We start from the raw sequence: 14,887 nt of genomic DNA, 5'->3' as shown, positions 1-14,887 counted from the left end.
GCAGGTTGCGTTCCGTTTCCTGCCCGACAGTCGCTCGCACATACCAAGCCCGCTCCGCTTCCTCCAACCCACCCTTGCTCCGCGAAAAGGCGAGCCATCTTCGTCCCTTACCCGTGGGCAGCTCCGCCTCCACCTCCCGTGTGGACGCGCGCTTCGGAGTCCCGGCTCCGTCCCGGCAGTGGACCCCCATCCCCGGTGGTGGCCTGCCTCCGCGGCTCGCTGGCGTCCCAACGCCTGCCCTCCAGCCGAGTATCCGATGACCCGGTGCGTTGCTGTGCGCAATCGCCATCTTCGCCAGGGGACGGAGACCCTGCGCTGGGGTTCGTCCCGGCGAGGAGAACGCGGATATGAAGCGAGCCTGGAAGAACCAAGTCGTTGTCGTCACCGGTGCGTCCAGCGGCATCGGCCGCGCCACGGCGTTGGCCCTGGCGAAGAAGGGGGCGCACGTCGTCCTGGCCGCCCGGCGCGAGGAGCCGCTGGAGGACCTGGCCCGTGAGTGCGAGGCGCTCGGTGTCCGGGCCCTCGTCGTCCCCACGGACGTGTCCGACGTGGCCGCCGTCCAGCGGCTCGCGGACGAGGCGCGCGCGGCCTTCGGGCACTTCGACGCGTGGATCAACAACGCGGGCGTCTACCTCATGGGCCGCCTCGAGGAGACCCCAGACGACGCCTTCCGCCAGGTGATGGAGACGAACTTCTTCGGCACCGTCAGCGGCGCCCGGGCCGCCGTGGCGCAGTTCCGCAGGCAGGGCTACGGCACGCTGGTCAATGTCTCCTCGACCTTCGGGACGGTCGCCGCGCCCTATGTCAGCGCCTACGTGGCCTCGAAGCACGCCGTCCGGGGCTTCTCCGCGTCCGTCCGCCAGGAGCTGCTCGGCACCGGCATCGACGTGTGCACCGTGCTCCCCGCGGCCATCGACACGCCGCTGTGGCAGCACACCGCCAACTACACCGGCTGGCGCATCCGGCCCGTGGAGCCCGTCTACACGCCGGAGCGCGTCGCCCGGGCCATCCTCCGCGTCCTCCGCAGCCCCAAGCACGAAATCTTCGTCGGCCCCGCGGCCCGGAGCTTCGCCGCCATGCACGGCCTGCTGCCGCGCACCTTCGAGCGGACCATGAACGGCGTCACCGAGGCCCAGCACTTCGAGGACGAGCGCCAGGGACACACCTCCGGCACCCTCTTCCGTCCCATGGCGGAGGGGACGGGGACCTCGGGCGGCTACCACGCGGCGGGCAAGCAATGGCTGCGCCGGCTGCTGCTCGCGGGCGGGGTGGCCGCGGCGGCGTTCACCCTGGGACAGAAGCGGGAGCCGCGAGGACTGAAGGCCCGGTTCGTCCATGCCCTGGGCGCCTGAAGGGTCATTTCAACGTCACGACGCGTCACGCGTTTCAACGCCGTGACCGGGCCATGACAAAGCGTGGAGAGAGTCCCGCTCGCCATGAATGACATCGCCGTCCTCGTCAACCTGCGTGCACGCCGGGGCTCCGAAGGCATGGGAGGGCTGGTCCAGCGCTTCCTGCCCCGGGCTCGCGTGGCGCTCACCCGCTCGCTCGATGAGGCCCGCACCTGGATTTCGGAGACGCTCCGCCCCAATCCCCCCTCTCTCCTCCTGGCGGGCGGCGGTGACGGGACGATTACCGGGCTGCTCAACGAGCTGCGCACGGCGGGCGTGGCCCTGCCGGCCATCGGCGTGCTTCCCATGGGCACGGGCAACGCCTGGGCCCGCGTCACCGGCGCGCCCCGCCCCTCCGAGGCCCTGAAGCAGATTGCCGCGGTGGGCGAGCGCCTGCCGCCCCTGCGCCCCTTCGCCCTGGTCCGCGTGGAGGGCAAGGTGGCCCCCTTCGCCGGCACCGGCTGGGACGCGGAGATGATTCAGGACTTCAAGAACCAGCTCGCCGCCTCCGGGCCGTTGCGGAGCACCCAGGCCGGCCTGCGCGGCTACCTGGGCGCCATGTTCACCCGGACGGTGCCTCGCCATGTCTTCGGCGAGGGCAACCCCATGGTGTCCGTCTACAACCTGGGCGAGCCCGCCCTCACAGTGGACTCGCGCGGCTCCGTGCAGCCCGTGCCGTACGGGGACAATGGCGCGCTCCTCTACCGCGGGCCCGCGGGCGTCGCGGGCGCGGCGACCACGCCCGAGTGGGGCTTCGGCTTCAAGGCCTTCCCCTTCGCGCAGGCGGTGCCCCACCGGCTGTCCGTGCGCGTCTATGGCGCCAGCGTGCTGGAGGCCACCCGCAACATGTTCCGCCTCTGGCGCGGCGAGCACCCGCTGCCCCACATGCATGACTGGTTCGTCCAGCGCCTGCGCATGGACTTCGACCGCGAAGTGCCCTTCCAGATGGGCGGCGACGTCATCGGCATGCGGCGCTCGCTGGAGTTCGACCTGGCCGAGGAGAGCGTCCAGCTCGTCGACTGGCGCCAGCTCTCGCGCATGGTCCGCCCGTAGGCCACGCCGCCCTCGACTTGACCGGGTGTGTCCCGGACACTATGCCGGGGCCCGTGAGCCACACCTATGAGTACCCGAGGCCGGCGCTGACGGTGGACTGCGTCGTCTTCGGTCTGGACGACGAGGACCTGAAGGTCCTGCTCATCCGCCGCGGCGTGGAGCCCTTCGCCGGGCGGTGGGCGCTGCCGGGCGGCTTCGTGCGGATGGAGGAGTCGCTCGACGACGCCGCGCGCCGGGAGCTGGAGGAAGAGGCGGGCATCCGGCCGAACCACCTGGAGCAGCTCTACACGTTCGGCGCCCCGGGGAGAGACCCGCGCGGGCGCGTCGTCACGGTGGCGTACTTCGCCCTGGTGAAGCTCAGCGACCACGTGCCGCACGCGTCAACGGATGCGAAGGAGGCCGCGTGGTTCTCCGTCTGGGACACGCCGAAGCTGGCCTTCGACCACGCGGAGGTGCTGGGCACCGCGCTCCAGCGGCTCAAGGGCAAGGTCCGCTATCAGCCCATCGGCTTCGAGCTGCTGCCGCCCAAGTTCACGCTGACGCAGCTCCAGCGGCTGTACGAGGTCGTCCTGGAGCGGGAGCTCGACAAGCGGAACTTCCGCAAGAAGATCCTCGCCATGGACCTGCTGGAGGAGCTGGACGAGGTGGAGCAGGACGTCTCCCACCGGGCCGCGCGCCTCTACCGGTTCGACCACAAGAAGTACAAGCAGTTGGAGAAGGCCGGCTTCAACTTCGAGCTCTGACCTGACGCGCCCCCTGTCCTGGAGGGCAGCGACCCCAGCTTGAATTGACATCGTGTCATGTGGACACTATGTTGGTGTCATTGAGACACGAACATGGGCCTGGCCCGGTTCGTGAGGGGCCGCTGCCCGTGGGGTGTCCGCGGGCCGAAGCGCGCCGCCGTGTCGCTGTCTGTCTCGCCGCACGTGCCCGTTCAGGGCCACGGGAGAGCCATGTCCGCGCTGCCCTTCGACATCGCCGCTGCCTCGGTGCCAGGCCGGGAGCATGCCCGCGCCGGACGCAACAACCAGGATGCGCTGTGCATCCGGGCCAGCGAGCACGGCCTGGTGGCCGTGGTGACGGATGGCTGTGGCAGCCAGCCGTGCAGTGAGATGGGCGCGCAGCTCGGCGCGCGCAGGCTGGCCCAGGCGGCGTTGGTGCGGCTCGCGAGCGGCGCGCGCGTGGACGCGCCCACCTTCCTGCCGGGGCTTCGCGCGGACGTGTTGTCCCTGCTCGGCGAGCTCCGGGGGGCGCTGGGCCGCGAGGTGCTGGGGGACTTCCTCTTCACCGTGGTGGGCGCGGTGGTGACGCCCGCGCTGACGCTCGTCTTCTCCGCGGGAGATGGCGTGTGGGCGCTCAACGGGGAGGTGCATCCGCTCGGGCCGTTTCCAGGGAACGCGCCGCCGTATCTCGCCTATGCGCTGATGCACGGGGACGCGGTGCCGCTGACCGTCCAGGCCCTGGTTCCCACCGACGAGGTCCACGCGCTGCTGCTGGGGACCGATGGCGTGGCGGACCTGGCGCGGCTGGCCACCTCGCGGCTGCCGGAGCGGGACGAGCTCGTCGGACCGCTGTCGCGGCTCTGGACGGAGGACCGCTACTTCGCCAACCCGGACGCCCTGCGCCGCCGGCTGGCCATGCTCAACCGCGAAGCCGTGCGCGCGGACTTCGCTTCCCAGCACCTGGTGCGCACGCCGGGCCTGTTACCGGACGACACCACGTTGGTCGTGCTGCGCCGCCGCATGGGGAGGGCGTGAGGTCATGGACGTCTGGCTCGAAGGCAAGAAGGTGCGGCTGAACCCGGCGCGAGCGCTGGGCAAGGGGGGCGAGGCGGACGTGTTCGACCTGGGGGATGGCCGCGCCCTCAAGGTGTTCAAGCCGCCCGAGCACCCCGACTACACGGGCCTGCCCACCGAGCAGGCCGCGGCCCGGGTCCGCCTGGACGAGCATCAGCGCAAGCTGCACGCCTTCCCGACGGGGTTGCCCGGACGGGTGGTGTCGCCCCAGGCCCTGGCGACGGACAAGCAGGGGCGCACGGTGCTGGGCTACGCCATGCGCAAGCTGGACGGCGTGGAGCCGCTGCGGCGCTTCGGAGAGCCGTCGTTCCGCAGGGCGGGCGCCGCGGCCGGGCGGGTGGTGGAGGTGCTGCGCGGCCTGCATCGGACGCTGAGCGCGGTCCACGGGGCGGGCGTGGTGGTGGGGGACTTCAACGACCTCAACGTGCTCGTGGTGGGCGCCGCGGAGGCGTACCTCATCGACGCGGACAGCTTCCAGTTCGGTGGGTTCCTCTGTCCGGTGTTCACGGAGCGCTTCCTCGACCCGCTGCGGCTCGGGAGCGCTGGCACGCAAGGGCTGGTTCCCAATCGGCCCGCGTCGAATGAGAGCGATTGGTATGCCTATTCCGTCGCGGTGATGCAGTCGCTGCTGTGCGTGGGACCGCACGGCGGCGTTCACAAACCCAAGACACCCGCGGCGAGGACGACGCCCGCGGGCAGGGTGCTCCAGCGCGTCACCGTGTTCCATCCGGAGGTGCAGTACCCGAAGCCCGCGCTGCCGCTGGCGACCCTGCCGGACGACGTGCTGCATCACCTGCACCGCGTCTTCGTGGAGGACCTGCGCGGCGTCTTTCCGCTGCCGTTGCTGGAGGGCCTGCGCTTCACGTCCTGTGCCTCGTGCGGCCTGGAGCATGCGCGCGCGGCGTGCGCGACGTGCCGGCCTCACGCCACCGCGGCCGCCACGCCGGTGACCTCGGTGCGCGGGCAGGTGACGGCGACGCGGCTCTTCTCCACGCGGGGCGTGTTGGTGCACGCGAGCAACGAGGAGGGCGCCCTGCGGTGGCTCTACCACGCGGAGGGCGCGTACCGGCGGGAGGACGGCCGCGTCGTGCTGCGCGGGGCGCTGGACCCGTCGCTTCGCTGGGCGTTGCAGGGGGACGTGACGTTGGTGGGCCGGGGCGGCGAGGTGGCGGTGCTGGCGCCCGGCAGGACTCCAGAGCGCCTGGGCGTGGATGCGCCAGAGGGCCAGCCGGCCTTCGCCACCAACGCGCGGCACCGGTACTGGTCCGTGGGGGGCGGGCTGTGGCGGGAGGGGGCTCATGGGGCGGAGCGCATCGGCGACGTGCTCGAAGGGCAGACGCGGCTCTTCGTGGTGCCTCGCTTCGGCTTGGGCTTCCACCGCGCGGGAGGACTTCGCGGCGCCTTAGTCTTCGACGCGGAGCGCCTGGGATTGAAGGACGGGCTGGCTCTCCCATGGCCCACGGGGAAGCTGGTGGACGCGGACTGTGTCTTCGATGGGACCTCCGCGTGGCTGTTCCTGGTGGAGGAGGTGGGCGGGCGCACGCTGCACCACTGTGTGGTGGTGGGCGCCGATGGGGCCGTGCGCGCGGGCGCGGTGGCGGAGGCGGGAGATGGCTCCTGGCTGGGCCAGGCACCGCGTGGACGGTGCGCGGCGGGCGAGGCGTTGTTCTGCGCCACGGATACCGGGCTCACGCGCGTGGAGCCGCGGCAGGGCCGGCTGGAAGCGGTTCGCGAGTTCCCCGACGCGGAGCCCTTCGTGGACGCGGGCAGCTCGCTCTTCCTGGTGCGGCAGGGGTTGGCGGTGGTGGGGCAGCGGGACATCGCCACGCTGCGAATGAACTGAAGTGACTTCTCTCAACCGCGTGGAGCGGGTGCCTCCACGCCTCACAGGAGGTAGGACGATGAAGACGCAAGTGAAGGCGCTTCCGCTTCCGAGATTCTACGACGCGGCCCACGCAGGGCAGTTCGGGTACAACCCTGACGCGGGGAAGCTCCAGGTGGAGGCCCAGGGCTGGCGCGCGGCGAACGACGTCTCCATGTCGGCGACGGACACGTTCAACCTGCACCTGCTGCTCATCGACGTGCAGAAGGACTTCTGCTTCCCGGAGGGCTCGCTCTACGTGGCGGGACGCAGCGGACGCGGGGCCGTGGATGACAGCCGCCGCATCGCGGAGTTCATCTACCGGAACCTCGGCGCGCTGACGAACGTGACGGCGACGCTGGATACCCACTTCGCGTACCAGATCTTCTTCCCGTCCTTCTGGGTGGACCAGGATGACCAGCCGCTGACGCCGTACCGCGAGGTGACGCGCGAGCAGATTGAGCGAGGGCAGGCGCGGCCCAACCCCGCGATGGCGAAGTGGCTGTGCGGCGGCAACTACCCCTGGCTGCTCAAGCAGGTGAAGTACTACTGCGAGGAGTTGGAGCGGGCGGGGAAGTACACGCTGTACCTGTGGCCGCCGCACTGCCTGCTGGGGAGTGACGGACACGCGCTGGCGGGCGTGGTGCAGGAGGCGCGGCTGTTCCACTCGTTCGCGCGGGGCGTGCAGTCGTGGGCGGAGGTGAAGGGCGGCAATCCGCTGACGGAGAACTACTCGGTGCTGCGCCCGGAGGTGCTGGGGCGGCATGACGGCCAGCCGCTGGCGCAGCGCAACACCCAGTTCCTCAAGACGCTGCTGACCGCGGACGCGGTGGTGATCGCAGGGCAGGCGGCCAGCCACTGCGTGAAGAGCTCCATCGACGACCTGCTCGGGGAGATTGTCGCGCAGGACGCGGCGCTGGCTCGCAAGGTGTACCTGCTGACGGACTGCATGTCGGCGGTGACGGTGCCGGACGGCAAGGGCGGCTTCGCGGCGGACTTCACGCCGCAGGCGGAGGCGTCGCTCCAGCGCTTCGCGGACGCGGGCATGCACCTGGTGAAGTCCACGGACCCGCTGGCGAGCTGGCCGGACCTGCGCATCGCCTGAGCGGCGCGGCGTTTCAAAGCACACAGCAATCGCTTCGTCTGTGCTCGCTCGCGCGGGACGGGCGGAGCCCTGCCCTCGGGAGAGGGAGAAGGAGCACGGGACATGAGCAGCAAGGCGAATGGCGGTGGCATCCGGAAGCTCTTCGATGACGCCCACGCGGAGGGCGTGCTGAGCCCGGCGGGGTTGCAGGCGCTGACGGTGGTGGACCTGGGCGCGCAGATTCAGGCGGGGCTCGGCGTCTGCGTGGAGGACGTGCAGTCCAGTGAGGTGGTGCTGGTGACGGTGATGCCGGATGACTCGGGGAGCATCGACTACTCCGGGCACTCGAAGACGGTGTGTGACGGGCACAACCTGGTGCTGGACGCGCTGCTGGCGAGCAAGCAGAAGGACGGCGTCCTCTTCCACACGCGCTACCTCAACGGCTTCGTGCTGAACCCGTTCCGGCCGGTGGAGGACGTGGTGCGGATGCATGCCAAGAACTACCGGGCGGACAGCGGCACGCCTTTGTATGACCAGGCGGTGGTGCTGCTGGGCACGGTGCTCGCGAAGGCGCAGGAGTTCAGCGCCAACGGCGTGCCGGTGCGGACGGTGACGCTGCTGATTACGGATGGCTCGGACCAGCACTCGACCCAGGCGAAGGCGAAGGACGTGGCGGCGCTGGTGAAGGACTTGAAGCGGGCGGAGAATCACATCGTCGCGGCGATGGGCATTGACGATGGGAGCACGGACTTCCGGCGCGTGTTCCGGGAGATGGGCATCGACGACAAGTGGATTCTCACGCCAGGGCAGAGCGCCCAGGAGATTCGCGCGGCGTTCCAGGTGTTCAGCCAGTCCGCCGCGCGAGTGAGTCAGGGTGCCGCGAGCTTCAGCCGGACCGCGCTGGGAGGCTTTGGACAGTGAAGTGCGGAGAGGAGGTGGCCTTCGACTGGGCGAAGGCCACTTTCGGCGCTACGAGATCGAGGCATATGCGGCTTGGGGCTATAATATTCTGCAGGCCTCAATTTGTTCCGATGGCTTTCCTGTGTGGCTGGCTGCCTGTGCGGTGAAGAGGCATATTTCGCATAGCTTGTCGACCAAGCTGTTGCAGTCGTTGTCGATCCCGTCATAGCAAAGCTCGGGTCGGTCCGGATGTATGAGATTGAAGTTGTCGTTGCAGTCAGTGTTGGAGGCTGTGAATCCCGATGGGCGGGTGCAAGACTGTGTGGAAATGACTGGATTTCCAAAGCCGTCGCCATCCGCGTCCCGATACCATGTTGTGAGCACTCCTTCGTCAATGGGGCCATTGCAGTTGTTGTCTACCCCGTCACAGACCTCTGTGGCGTTTGGGTGAATGCTGGAGTTGGCGTCGTTGCAGTCAGTGGCGTTGGAGACGTATCCGCTGGGCTTCGAACACGCCTGGGTGGACGCGCTCGCGCTCGTGCTCCCATAGCCGTCACCGTCGGCATCACGGTACCACGTGGATTTCACGCCTTCATCAATGGAGCCGTTGCAGTTGTTGTCCGCGCCGTCGCAGACCTCCGAGGCTCCAGGACGGATGGTGGCGCTGGCGTCGTTGCAGTCAGTGGCGTTGGAGACGTATCCGCTGGGCTTCGAACACGCCTGGGTGGACGCGCTCGCGCTCGTGCTCCCATAGCCGTCACCGTCGGCATCACGGTACCACGTGGATTTCACGCCTTCATCAATGGAGCCGTTGCAGTTGTTGTCCGCGCCGTCGCAGACCTCCGAGGCTCCAGGACGGATGGTGGCGCTGGCGTCGTTGCAGTCAGTGGCGTTGGAGACGTATCCGCTGGGCTTCGAACATGCCTGGGTGGACGCGCTCGCGCTCGTGCTCCCATAGCCGTCACCGTCGGCATCACGGTACCACGTGGATTTCACGCCTTCATCAATGGACCCGTTGCAGTTGTTGTCCACGCCGTCGCACGACTCCGTGCCGCCAGGACGGGCACCTGAGGTGGCGTCGTTGCAGTCGGTGTTGTTGGCTACGTAGCCGCTCGGCTGCGAGCACGCCTGGGTGGGCTGGCTCGGGGTGCCGAACCCGTCGCCATCCGCGTCTCGGTACCACGTGGAACCGACGCCCTCGTCGACGGTGCCATTGCAGTTGTTGTCCACGCTGTCGCAAACCTCCGAGACGCCAGGACGAATGCTGGCACTCGCGTCGTTGCAGTCGCTGGCGTTGGACACGTAGCCGCCGGGCTGCGAACAGGCCTGCGTCGACTGCGTCGGCGCACCATATCCGTCTCCGTCAGCGTCGCGGTACCAAGCCTGGAAGGTCAGGCCCTCGTCCACCGCGCCGTTGCAGTTGTTGTCCACACTGTCACAGACCTCCGAAGCACCCGGACGGACGTTGGCGGAGGCGTCATCGCAGTCGTTGGCGTTCGCGACGTGCCCTTCGGGCTGGGCGCAGGCCTGCGCGGGCTGGGCACCGTTGCCGAACCCATCGCCGTCCGCGTCGCGGTACCAGGTGCTCAGCACGCCTTCGTCGACGGATCCATTGCAGTCGTTGTCCAGCCCGTCGCACGTCTCCGCCGCACCAGGCCGGATGGCGGCGTTGCCGTCGTTGCAGTCGTTCGCGTTCGTCACGTAGCCAGCCGGCTGCACACAGCCCTGCGCCGGCTGGCTCGCATCGCCGAAGCCGTCGCCGTCCGCGTCGCGGTACCACGTCTCCAGCGTCACGCCTTCGTCCAGCTCTCCATTGCAGTCGTTGTCCCGGCCATCGCAGACCTCCGGCGCAGGGCCCTGCTTCTGGACGCATTCGACCGCGCCGTGGGTGCAGTACGTCACGCCTTCACCGCACACACCTTGCTGCCCGGTCGCGCACTCCTGGAGTCCTTCCGGGTTGTCCTCGTCAGCCTCGCCGTCGCAGTCGTTGTCGAGGGCATCGCACAGCTCATCGGACGCCGTCTGGTTCTGCTGACAGGCCACCGCGCCTTCGACGCACGCCGTGGTGCCCGTGGCGCAGACTCCCAGCAAGCCGGTGGAGCAGGTGTCACCTCCGCTGGGGTTCCCGTCGTCCACGGTGCCGTCACAGTTTTCATCCATGCCGTTGCACATCTCGGGCGCGCCGGGGAACGTGGTCATCGAGTAGTCGTCGCAGTCCAACTCCTCCACGAACCCGGGTGACGGCTCACAGGCCTGCTCGGCGATGTACTCATCCCCGAAGCCGTCCATGTCGCCGTCGAAGTAGAACGTGTTGATGATGAGGCTCGACAGCGGCGTCGACGTGGGCGCGGTGGAGACGCTGCCCGTGCCGAGCTGCCCCTGCCCGTTGTTGCCCCAGCTCCACACCGGGCACCCCGGACGGATGGCCAGCGCGTGCTGCGCGCCGGCCGCGACGGCGCGCGCGTCACCGAGCCCCGTCACGCTCACCGGAATGGCGCTGGCCGTCGTGCTCCCGTTCCCCAGTTGGCCGAAGACGTTGTGTCCCCACGCCACCGCATGCCCCTCGCCAACGATGGCCAGGGAGAAGAAGTGACCTGCGGCGATGTCCGTGACGGCGAAGATGCCTCCCACCGCAGTGGGGTTCAGGACGGGCGTGGTGCTCGTGGCGCCAGTCCCCGTCTGCCCGAAGTTGTTCTGGCCCCAGGCCCAGACGTTGCCGAAGGCTTCATCCACCGCGAGGGAGTGACCCGCGCCCGCGGCGATCGCTCGGACCGGTGGCAGGCCCGTCACCAGTGTGGGGCTCAGCACGGTCGTGCTGGTGCTGCCCCGTCCCGTCTGGCCGGACGTGTTCGCGCCCCAGCCCCACACGCGGCCCTCGGTATCCAGCGCCAGGACGTGGTTCAGGCCCGCCGCGATGGCGCGGATGGCCGGCAGCCCCTGCACCTGCGTGGGCGTGTGGACCGACACGCTGGTGCTCCCCGTCCCGACCTGACCGGAGCTGTTCTGGCCCCAGGCCCACAGGCTCCCATCCTCACCCAGCGCGAGCGAGTAGCTGCCGTTGGCGGCGATGGCCTGAATCCCGGAGAGCGCGGGCACCTTCTGCGGCTGCAACACGGTGCCGCCCGTGCTGCCAATCCCCGCCTGCCCGGCGGCATTCTGGCCCCACGCCCAGACTTCGCCGTTCGTATCCAGCGCCAGTGAGTGAGCGATGCCCGCAGCGATGGCCTTGATGGCGGGGAGGCCGATGACCTGCGCGGGCTGGGACTGCGGCGTGGTGCTGACGCTGCCCGTTCCAAGCTGGCCCGCCGTGTTCTGGCCCCAGCTCCAGACCTCGCCATTCTTCTTGAGGAAGAGGCTGTGATAGGCGCCCGCCGCCACGTCCTGGGTGACTCGGACGGATGCCGCAAGGCCCTGGTTCGATGTACTCAGTGCTTCTTCATGCTCCGTGGCTGTCTCCTGCGGGCCGCCGCAGCCCCAGAGGGCCAGCATGAGGACCGCCGTTCTCCAGACGAGACGTTCCGTGGAACATGGGGGGGACTGTCTTTTCAATTCGGGACTCCCTGTGAGCCATTCCCGTGCCCTGCCTCTTCGGGATGGAATGACTGTCCGGTCAGGCTCCGTCTGAAGATGGGGTGTCAATGTTCACTCGGGCTGGGTCGCCGTTGAAATGGCTTTCATGCGAGTGAGGTGCGTGGAGCCGGAGGCGATGGTTTGTCGTCCGAGCATGAATTCCTGGGACAGCGACAACGCATGGCGGCAGGGGCCCCGGCTTGCTGTGCCTGACTTTTTCAATTATCAATATGAGCACTCGGCGAATGTCTTGAGTGGAGCGCGGGGAATTGCCACGTCGTTGGTCGTGCCGGGGTGGATGCCCTTGAGTCAGGAGTGTCTTGCGCGTGCCGGCAGGGCAGGCCTGGCCGTGCTCTATCGTCGCCATGCGAAGGCCTTGCGGCACCGTGCGTGGCGCCTGCTGGGCTGCCGTCACGAGGCGGAGGACGTCTTGCAGGAGGTGTTCCTGGCCATGGTGTCCCAGCCTGGGCTGCACCGGGGAGAGGCCTCTGTCTTTACGCTGCTCTACCAGATGGTGACGCACAAAGCGCTCGACCGGTGCCGGGCCCGGTCGCGCAGGCATGAGCGGCTCATGGGGGCATGGGGGGCTCTGCCGCAGGGCGTGCCCCGGGGCGGACGCGGCAGCGCCGAGAGCCTCGATGCCGCGGGAGACCTGCAGTGGATGTCCCGCGCCGAGCCACCCCGGACGCTCATGGCGGCCCTGCTGCACTTCGCCGCGGGGCACACCCAGGGGGAGGTGGCCGCGCTCCTGGGCGTCTCACGCAAGACGGTGGTGCGGATGCTGGGCCGGCTCCAGACACAGGTCGCGGGTGGCGGTGACGCGTGAAGGAGGTAGCGTGGCGCGGCCATGTCCGACAGCCCGCGCGTCCTCCTCATCGCTGAACGCTTCCCGCCCGACATTGGCGGCCTGGCCCGCAGTGGCGCGCGCACCGCGGGCTCACTGGTGAAGCTGGGGGCACGGGTGGACGTGCTCGCCTGGACGCGCACGGCGGCGCCCGGAGCGCTCCAGACGGTGGCGGACGCCGGCGACGTCTCACCCTTCGCGCGCGGCGTGACGCTCCACCGGCTGGGGCTGTTCGGCAGCATGGACCTGTCCATGCAGCACACGCTCGACGTGCTCGGCTACCTGCACGCGAAGCAGCGCTATGACCTGGTGTGGGGGCACTACCTGGCTCCGCCGGGGTTCCTCGCCGTCGCCTTCGCCGAGTCCGTGGGCATCGCCTCCACCGTCAGCGCCCGGGGCAATGACGTGGACCAGCTCATGTTCCCCCCGGGGGACTTCGCGCGCCTGCTGTGGACGCTGCAGCGCGCCCGCGTCCTCACCGCGGCCTCCGCGGACCTGGGCCGGAAGATGTGCATGCTCCTGGGGCGCGACGAAGCGGTGGAGGTCATCCCCAACGCCGTGGACACCGGCATCTTCTCGCCCGGCCCCGCGGACCCCGCGCTGCGGGCCCGGCTGGGCATCGCGCCCGAGGAGGCCGTGCTCGGCTTCTCAGGGGAGCTCCGCCACAAGAAGGGCCTGCCCTTCCTGCTCTCCGCCCTCACCGAGGTGCGCCGCGTCCGGCCCGCGTGCCTGCTCGTCATCGGCGAGGTGCGGCCGCGTGACGCCGAGCACCTCGTCTCCTTCCGCGCCGAGCACCCCGAGGACGCCGCGCGCATCGTCATCTCCGGGCCGCTGGACTCGCCCGAGGCCATCGCCGCGCACCTGCGCCTGTGCGACGTCTACCTCCAGCCGTCCCTCTGGGAGGGCATGCCCAACGCCTTGCTGGAGGCCATGGCCTGCGCCCGGCCCGTCATCGCCAGCGACGCGGGCGGCATCCCCGAGGCCGTGGACCCCGGCCGCAATGGCTTCATCGTCTCCAAGGCCCTGCTCAATCACCTGGGGCAGGCGTGTCTGGACGTGCTCTCCCTGCCGCCCGAACAGCGCGTCGCCATGGGCGCCGCCGCCCGTCAGCGCATCGAGGAGCGCTTTCAGGCCCAGGCGGAGGCGGAGGTGCTTCGCCGCGTGCTGGCTCGCGCCATCCCCAGCCGTTCCTCGTAGGCGCTCACCAGCGCCTCACCCGCGCGGCTCCACGGGAAGTCGCGCTCCACGCGCGCCCGCGCCTTCGCGCTCATCGCGGGGCCCAGGGTGGGGTCGGCGCACAGGGCCTTCACCGCCTCGGCGATGGCCTTCGCCGAGCCCGGCCGTATCAACATCACCTCATCCGGCGCGGCCAGGGTGCTCACCACCGGGAGGTTGCTGGCCACCACGGGCGTGCCCGTGGCCATGGCCTCCAGCAGCTTCAGGGGGCAGCAGCCCTGCACGCAGTTGCGGTCGTTGAAGGGCAGGGGCACGAGCACCACGTCACACGCATGGTGCAGCGCCGCCAGCGCCGCCTGGGGCAGGGGCTCCAGCAGCTCCACTGCGCCCTCCAGCAGCAGGTCTCCGCACCGGTCCATCAGCGCCCGGCGCGCGTGCCGGCGCAGCGGCCCCACCAGCGTCAGCACGGTGGGCAGCTCCCTTCGCAGCAGCCGGCACGCGTCAATGGCGTGGTGCACGCCCTGCCAGGACGTCATCGTGCCGCTGTACAGCAGCCGCACGGGACGCCCGGGCGCCAGCGGGCGCGGCGGCGCGTACCGGAACATCTCCAGGTCGGCGCCGTTGGGAATCACCTGCACGCGCGAGGCCTCCACGCCCCGTGCCGTCACGAGGTACTCCGCCGTCACCTCGCTCGGCGTCACGATCAGGTCCGCGCGCGAGAGACAGACGTCCTCCTGCGCCACCAGCTTGCGCAGCAGCTCCACGTCATCCGCCACGTCCGGGTAGTGATACTTCAGCTCGATGGATGGCAGGCCGTTCACCTCGAAGACGAGCGCGTCCGTCAGCGCCTCCTTCTGGCAGGCGACCGGATAGCCTTCGAAGATGGAGCGCACGTGCACCACGGCGGCGCGCGGACGTCCCCGCCACCACGCCGCCAGGTGCGAGCGGAACGACAGGGCCTGCGCCACCAGGTCCTTCCCGCGTGACTCCAGCGGGTGGTACGTCACGCCCTCCGAGAGGGCGAGCGGCCCGGCGGGCGCGGTGGGGTTGTCCCGGAGCGCCACCAGGTCCACGCCGCCAAAGGCCGCCCCCAAGGCCTCCACGAAGGCGCGGATGTGCACCGCGGCGCCCTTGGGCGAGGGGAAGCGGTCGAACGACGCGTAGACGATGCCGGTGCCGGGCGGGGGAGACACAGCCGCGTTGCTATCGCGC

General features: G+C 69.8%; 11 protein-coding genes. 9 read left to right on the top strand and 2 right to left on the bottom strand.

All coding sequences use genetic code 11. From position 1 onward, the window contains the following. Positions 1–347 precede the first annotated feature (347 nt). The 7 genes from MYMAC_RS34795 (at position 348) to MYMAC_RS34765 (ending at position 8,106) form a co-directional block, all read left to right on the top strand. Complete coding sequence (locus tag MYMAC_RS34795; RefSeq protein WP_095961199.1) at positions 348–1,352, top strand: SDR family NAD(P)-dependent oxidoreductase; 1,005 nt, start codon at positions 348–350, stop codon at positions 1,350–1,352. Between the two features lie 84 nt (positions 1,353–1,436). Further along, positions 1,437–2,444, top strand: coding sequence for a diacylglycerol/lipid kinase family protein (locus MYMAC_RS34790; protein ID WP_095961198.1), 1,008 nt, complete (start codon positions 1,437–1,439; stop codon positions 2,442–2,444). Positions 2,445–2,485: 41 nt separating this feature from the next. Further along, positions 2,486–3,187 carry an NUDIX hydrolase gene (locus tag MYMAC_RS34785; RefSeq protein WP_013937153.1) on the top strand — a complete coding sequence of 234 codons (702 nt, stop codon included), beginning with the start codon at positions 2,486–2,488 and terminating at the stop codon, positions 3,185–3,187. Positions 3,188–3,397: 210 nt separating this feature from the next. Beyond that, positions 3,398–4,201: a protein phosphatase 2C domain-containing protein gene (locus tag MYMAC_RS34780; protein ID WP_095961197.1), complete on the top strand. Its 804-nt coding sequence runs from the start codon at positions 3,398–3,400 to the stop codon at positions 4,199–4,201. Positions 4,202–4,205: 4 nt separating this feature from the next. After that, on the top strand, positions 4,206–6,083 hold the full coding sequence (locus tag MYMAC_RS34775; protein ID WP_095961196.1) for a hypothetical protein: 1,878 nt from the start codon (positions 4,206–4,208) through the stop codon (positions 6,081–6,083). A 58-nt stretch (positions 6,084–6,141) separates the two neighbouring features. Next, positions 6,142–7,206 carry a cysteine hydrolase family protein gene (locus MYMAC_RS34770; protein WP_095961195.1) on the top strand — a complete coding sequence of 355 codons (1,065 nt, stop codon included), beginning with the start codon at positions 6,142–6,144 and terminating at the stop codon, positions 7,204–7,206. Positions 7,207–7,308: 102 nt separating this feature from the next. Continuing rightward, the gene (locus tag MYMAC_RS34765) at positions 7,309–8,106 is read left to right on the top strand and encodes a hypothetical protein (RefSeq protein WP_204817227.1); all 798 of its coding nucleotides are present in this window, start codon (positions 7,309–7,311) and stop codon (positions 8,104–8,106) included. A gap of 78 nt (positions 8,107–8,184) precedes the next feature. On the opposite strand, the gene MYMAC_RS34760 is transcribed toward MYMAC_RS34765, so the two are convergent. Beyond that, positions 8,185–11,574: a MopE-related protein gene (locus MYMAC_RS34760; protein ID WP_095961193.1), complete on the bottom strand. Its 3,390-nt coding sequence runs from the start codon at positions 11,572–11,574 to the stop codon at positions 8,185–8,187. A gap of 430 nt (positions 11,575–12,004) precedes the next feature. On the opposite strand from MYMAC_RS34760, the gene MYMAC_RS34755 reads away from it, so the two are divergent. Both MYMAC_RS34755 and MYMAC_RS34750 read left to right on the top strand, forming a co-directional pair. After that, positions 12,005–12,481 (top strand): RNA polymerase sigma factor, encoded by a 477-nt coding sequence (locus tag MYMAC_RS34755; RefSeq protein WP_157770492.1) that lies wholly within the window; start codon positions 12,005–12,007, stop codon positions 12,479–12,481. 21 nt (positions 12,482–12,502) lie between these two features. After that, complete coding sequence (locus MYMAC_RS34750) at positions 12,503–13,696, top strand: glycosyltransferase (protein ID WP_095961191.1); 1,194 nt, start codon at positions 12,503–12,505, stop codon at positions 13,694–13,696. Here MYMAC_RS34750 and MYMAC_RS34745 read toward each other — a convergent pair. Next, complete coding sequence (locus MYMAC_RS34745) at positions 13,627–14,868, bottom strand: glycosyltransferase family 4 protein (RefSeq protein WP_095961190.1); 1,242 nt, start codon at positions 14,866–14,868, stop codon at positions 13,627–13,629. The genes MYMAC_RS34750 and MYMAC_RS34745 overlap by 70 nt on opposite strands. Positions 14,869–14,887 lie beyond the last annotated feature (19 nt).

The sequence above is a fragment of the Corallococcus macrosporus DSM 14697 genome (assembly GCF_002305895.1).
In the GTDB taxonomy this organism is placed as follows: Bacteria; Myxococcota; Myxococcia; order Myxococcales; family Myxococcaceae; genus Myxococcus; species Myxococcus macrosporus.
Note: the sequence above shows the minus strand (reverse complement) of the source record. Positions and strands in the feature narration are given on the sequence as shown.

Bases quoted from the DNA above. Each gene is read 5' to 3' on its own strand.
- MYMAC_RS34795 (WP_095961199.1), top strand. From the start codon at position 348: ATGAAGCGAGCCTGGAAGAACCAAGTCGTTGTCGTCACCGGTGCGTCC.
- MYMAC_RS34790 (WP_095961198.1), top strand. From the start codon at position 1,437: ATGAATGACATCGCCGTCCTCGTCAACCTGCGTGCACGCCGGGGCTCC.
- MYMAC_RS34785 (WP_013937153.1), top strand. From the start codon at position 2,486: ATGCCGGGGCCCGTGAGCCACACCTATGAGTACCCGAGGCCGGCGCTG.
- MYMAC_RS34780 (WP_095961197.1), top strand. From the start codon at position 3,398: ATGTCCGCGCTGCCCTTCGACATCGCCGCTGCCTCGGTGCCAGGCCGG.
- MYMAC_RS34775 (WP_095961196.1), top strand. From the start codon at position 4,206: ATGGACGTCTGGCTCGAAGGCAAGAAGGTGCGGCTGAACCCGGCGCGA.
- MYMAC_RS34770 (WP_095961195.1), top strand. From the start codon at position 6,142: ATGAAGACGCAAGTGAAGGCGCTTCCGCTTCCGAGATTCTACGACGCG.
- MYMAC_RS34765 (WP_204817227.1), top strand. From the start codon at position 7,309: ATGAGCAGCAAGGCGAATGGCGGTGGCATCCGGAAGCTCTTCGATGAC.
- MYMAC_RS34760 (WP_095961193.1), bottom strand. From the start codon at position 11,574: ATGCTGGCCCTCTGGGGCTGCGGCGGCCCGCAGGAGACAGCCACGGAG.
- MYMAC_RS34750 (WP_095961191.1), top strand. From the start codon at position 12,503: ATGTCCGACAGCCCGCGCGTCCTCCTCATCGCTGAACGCTTCCCGCCC.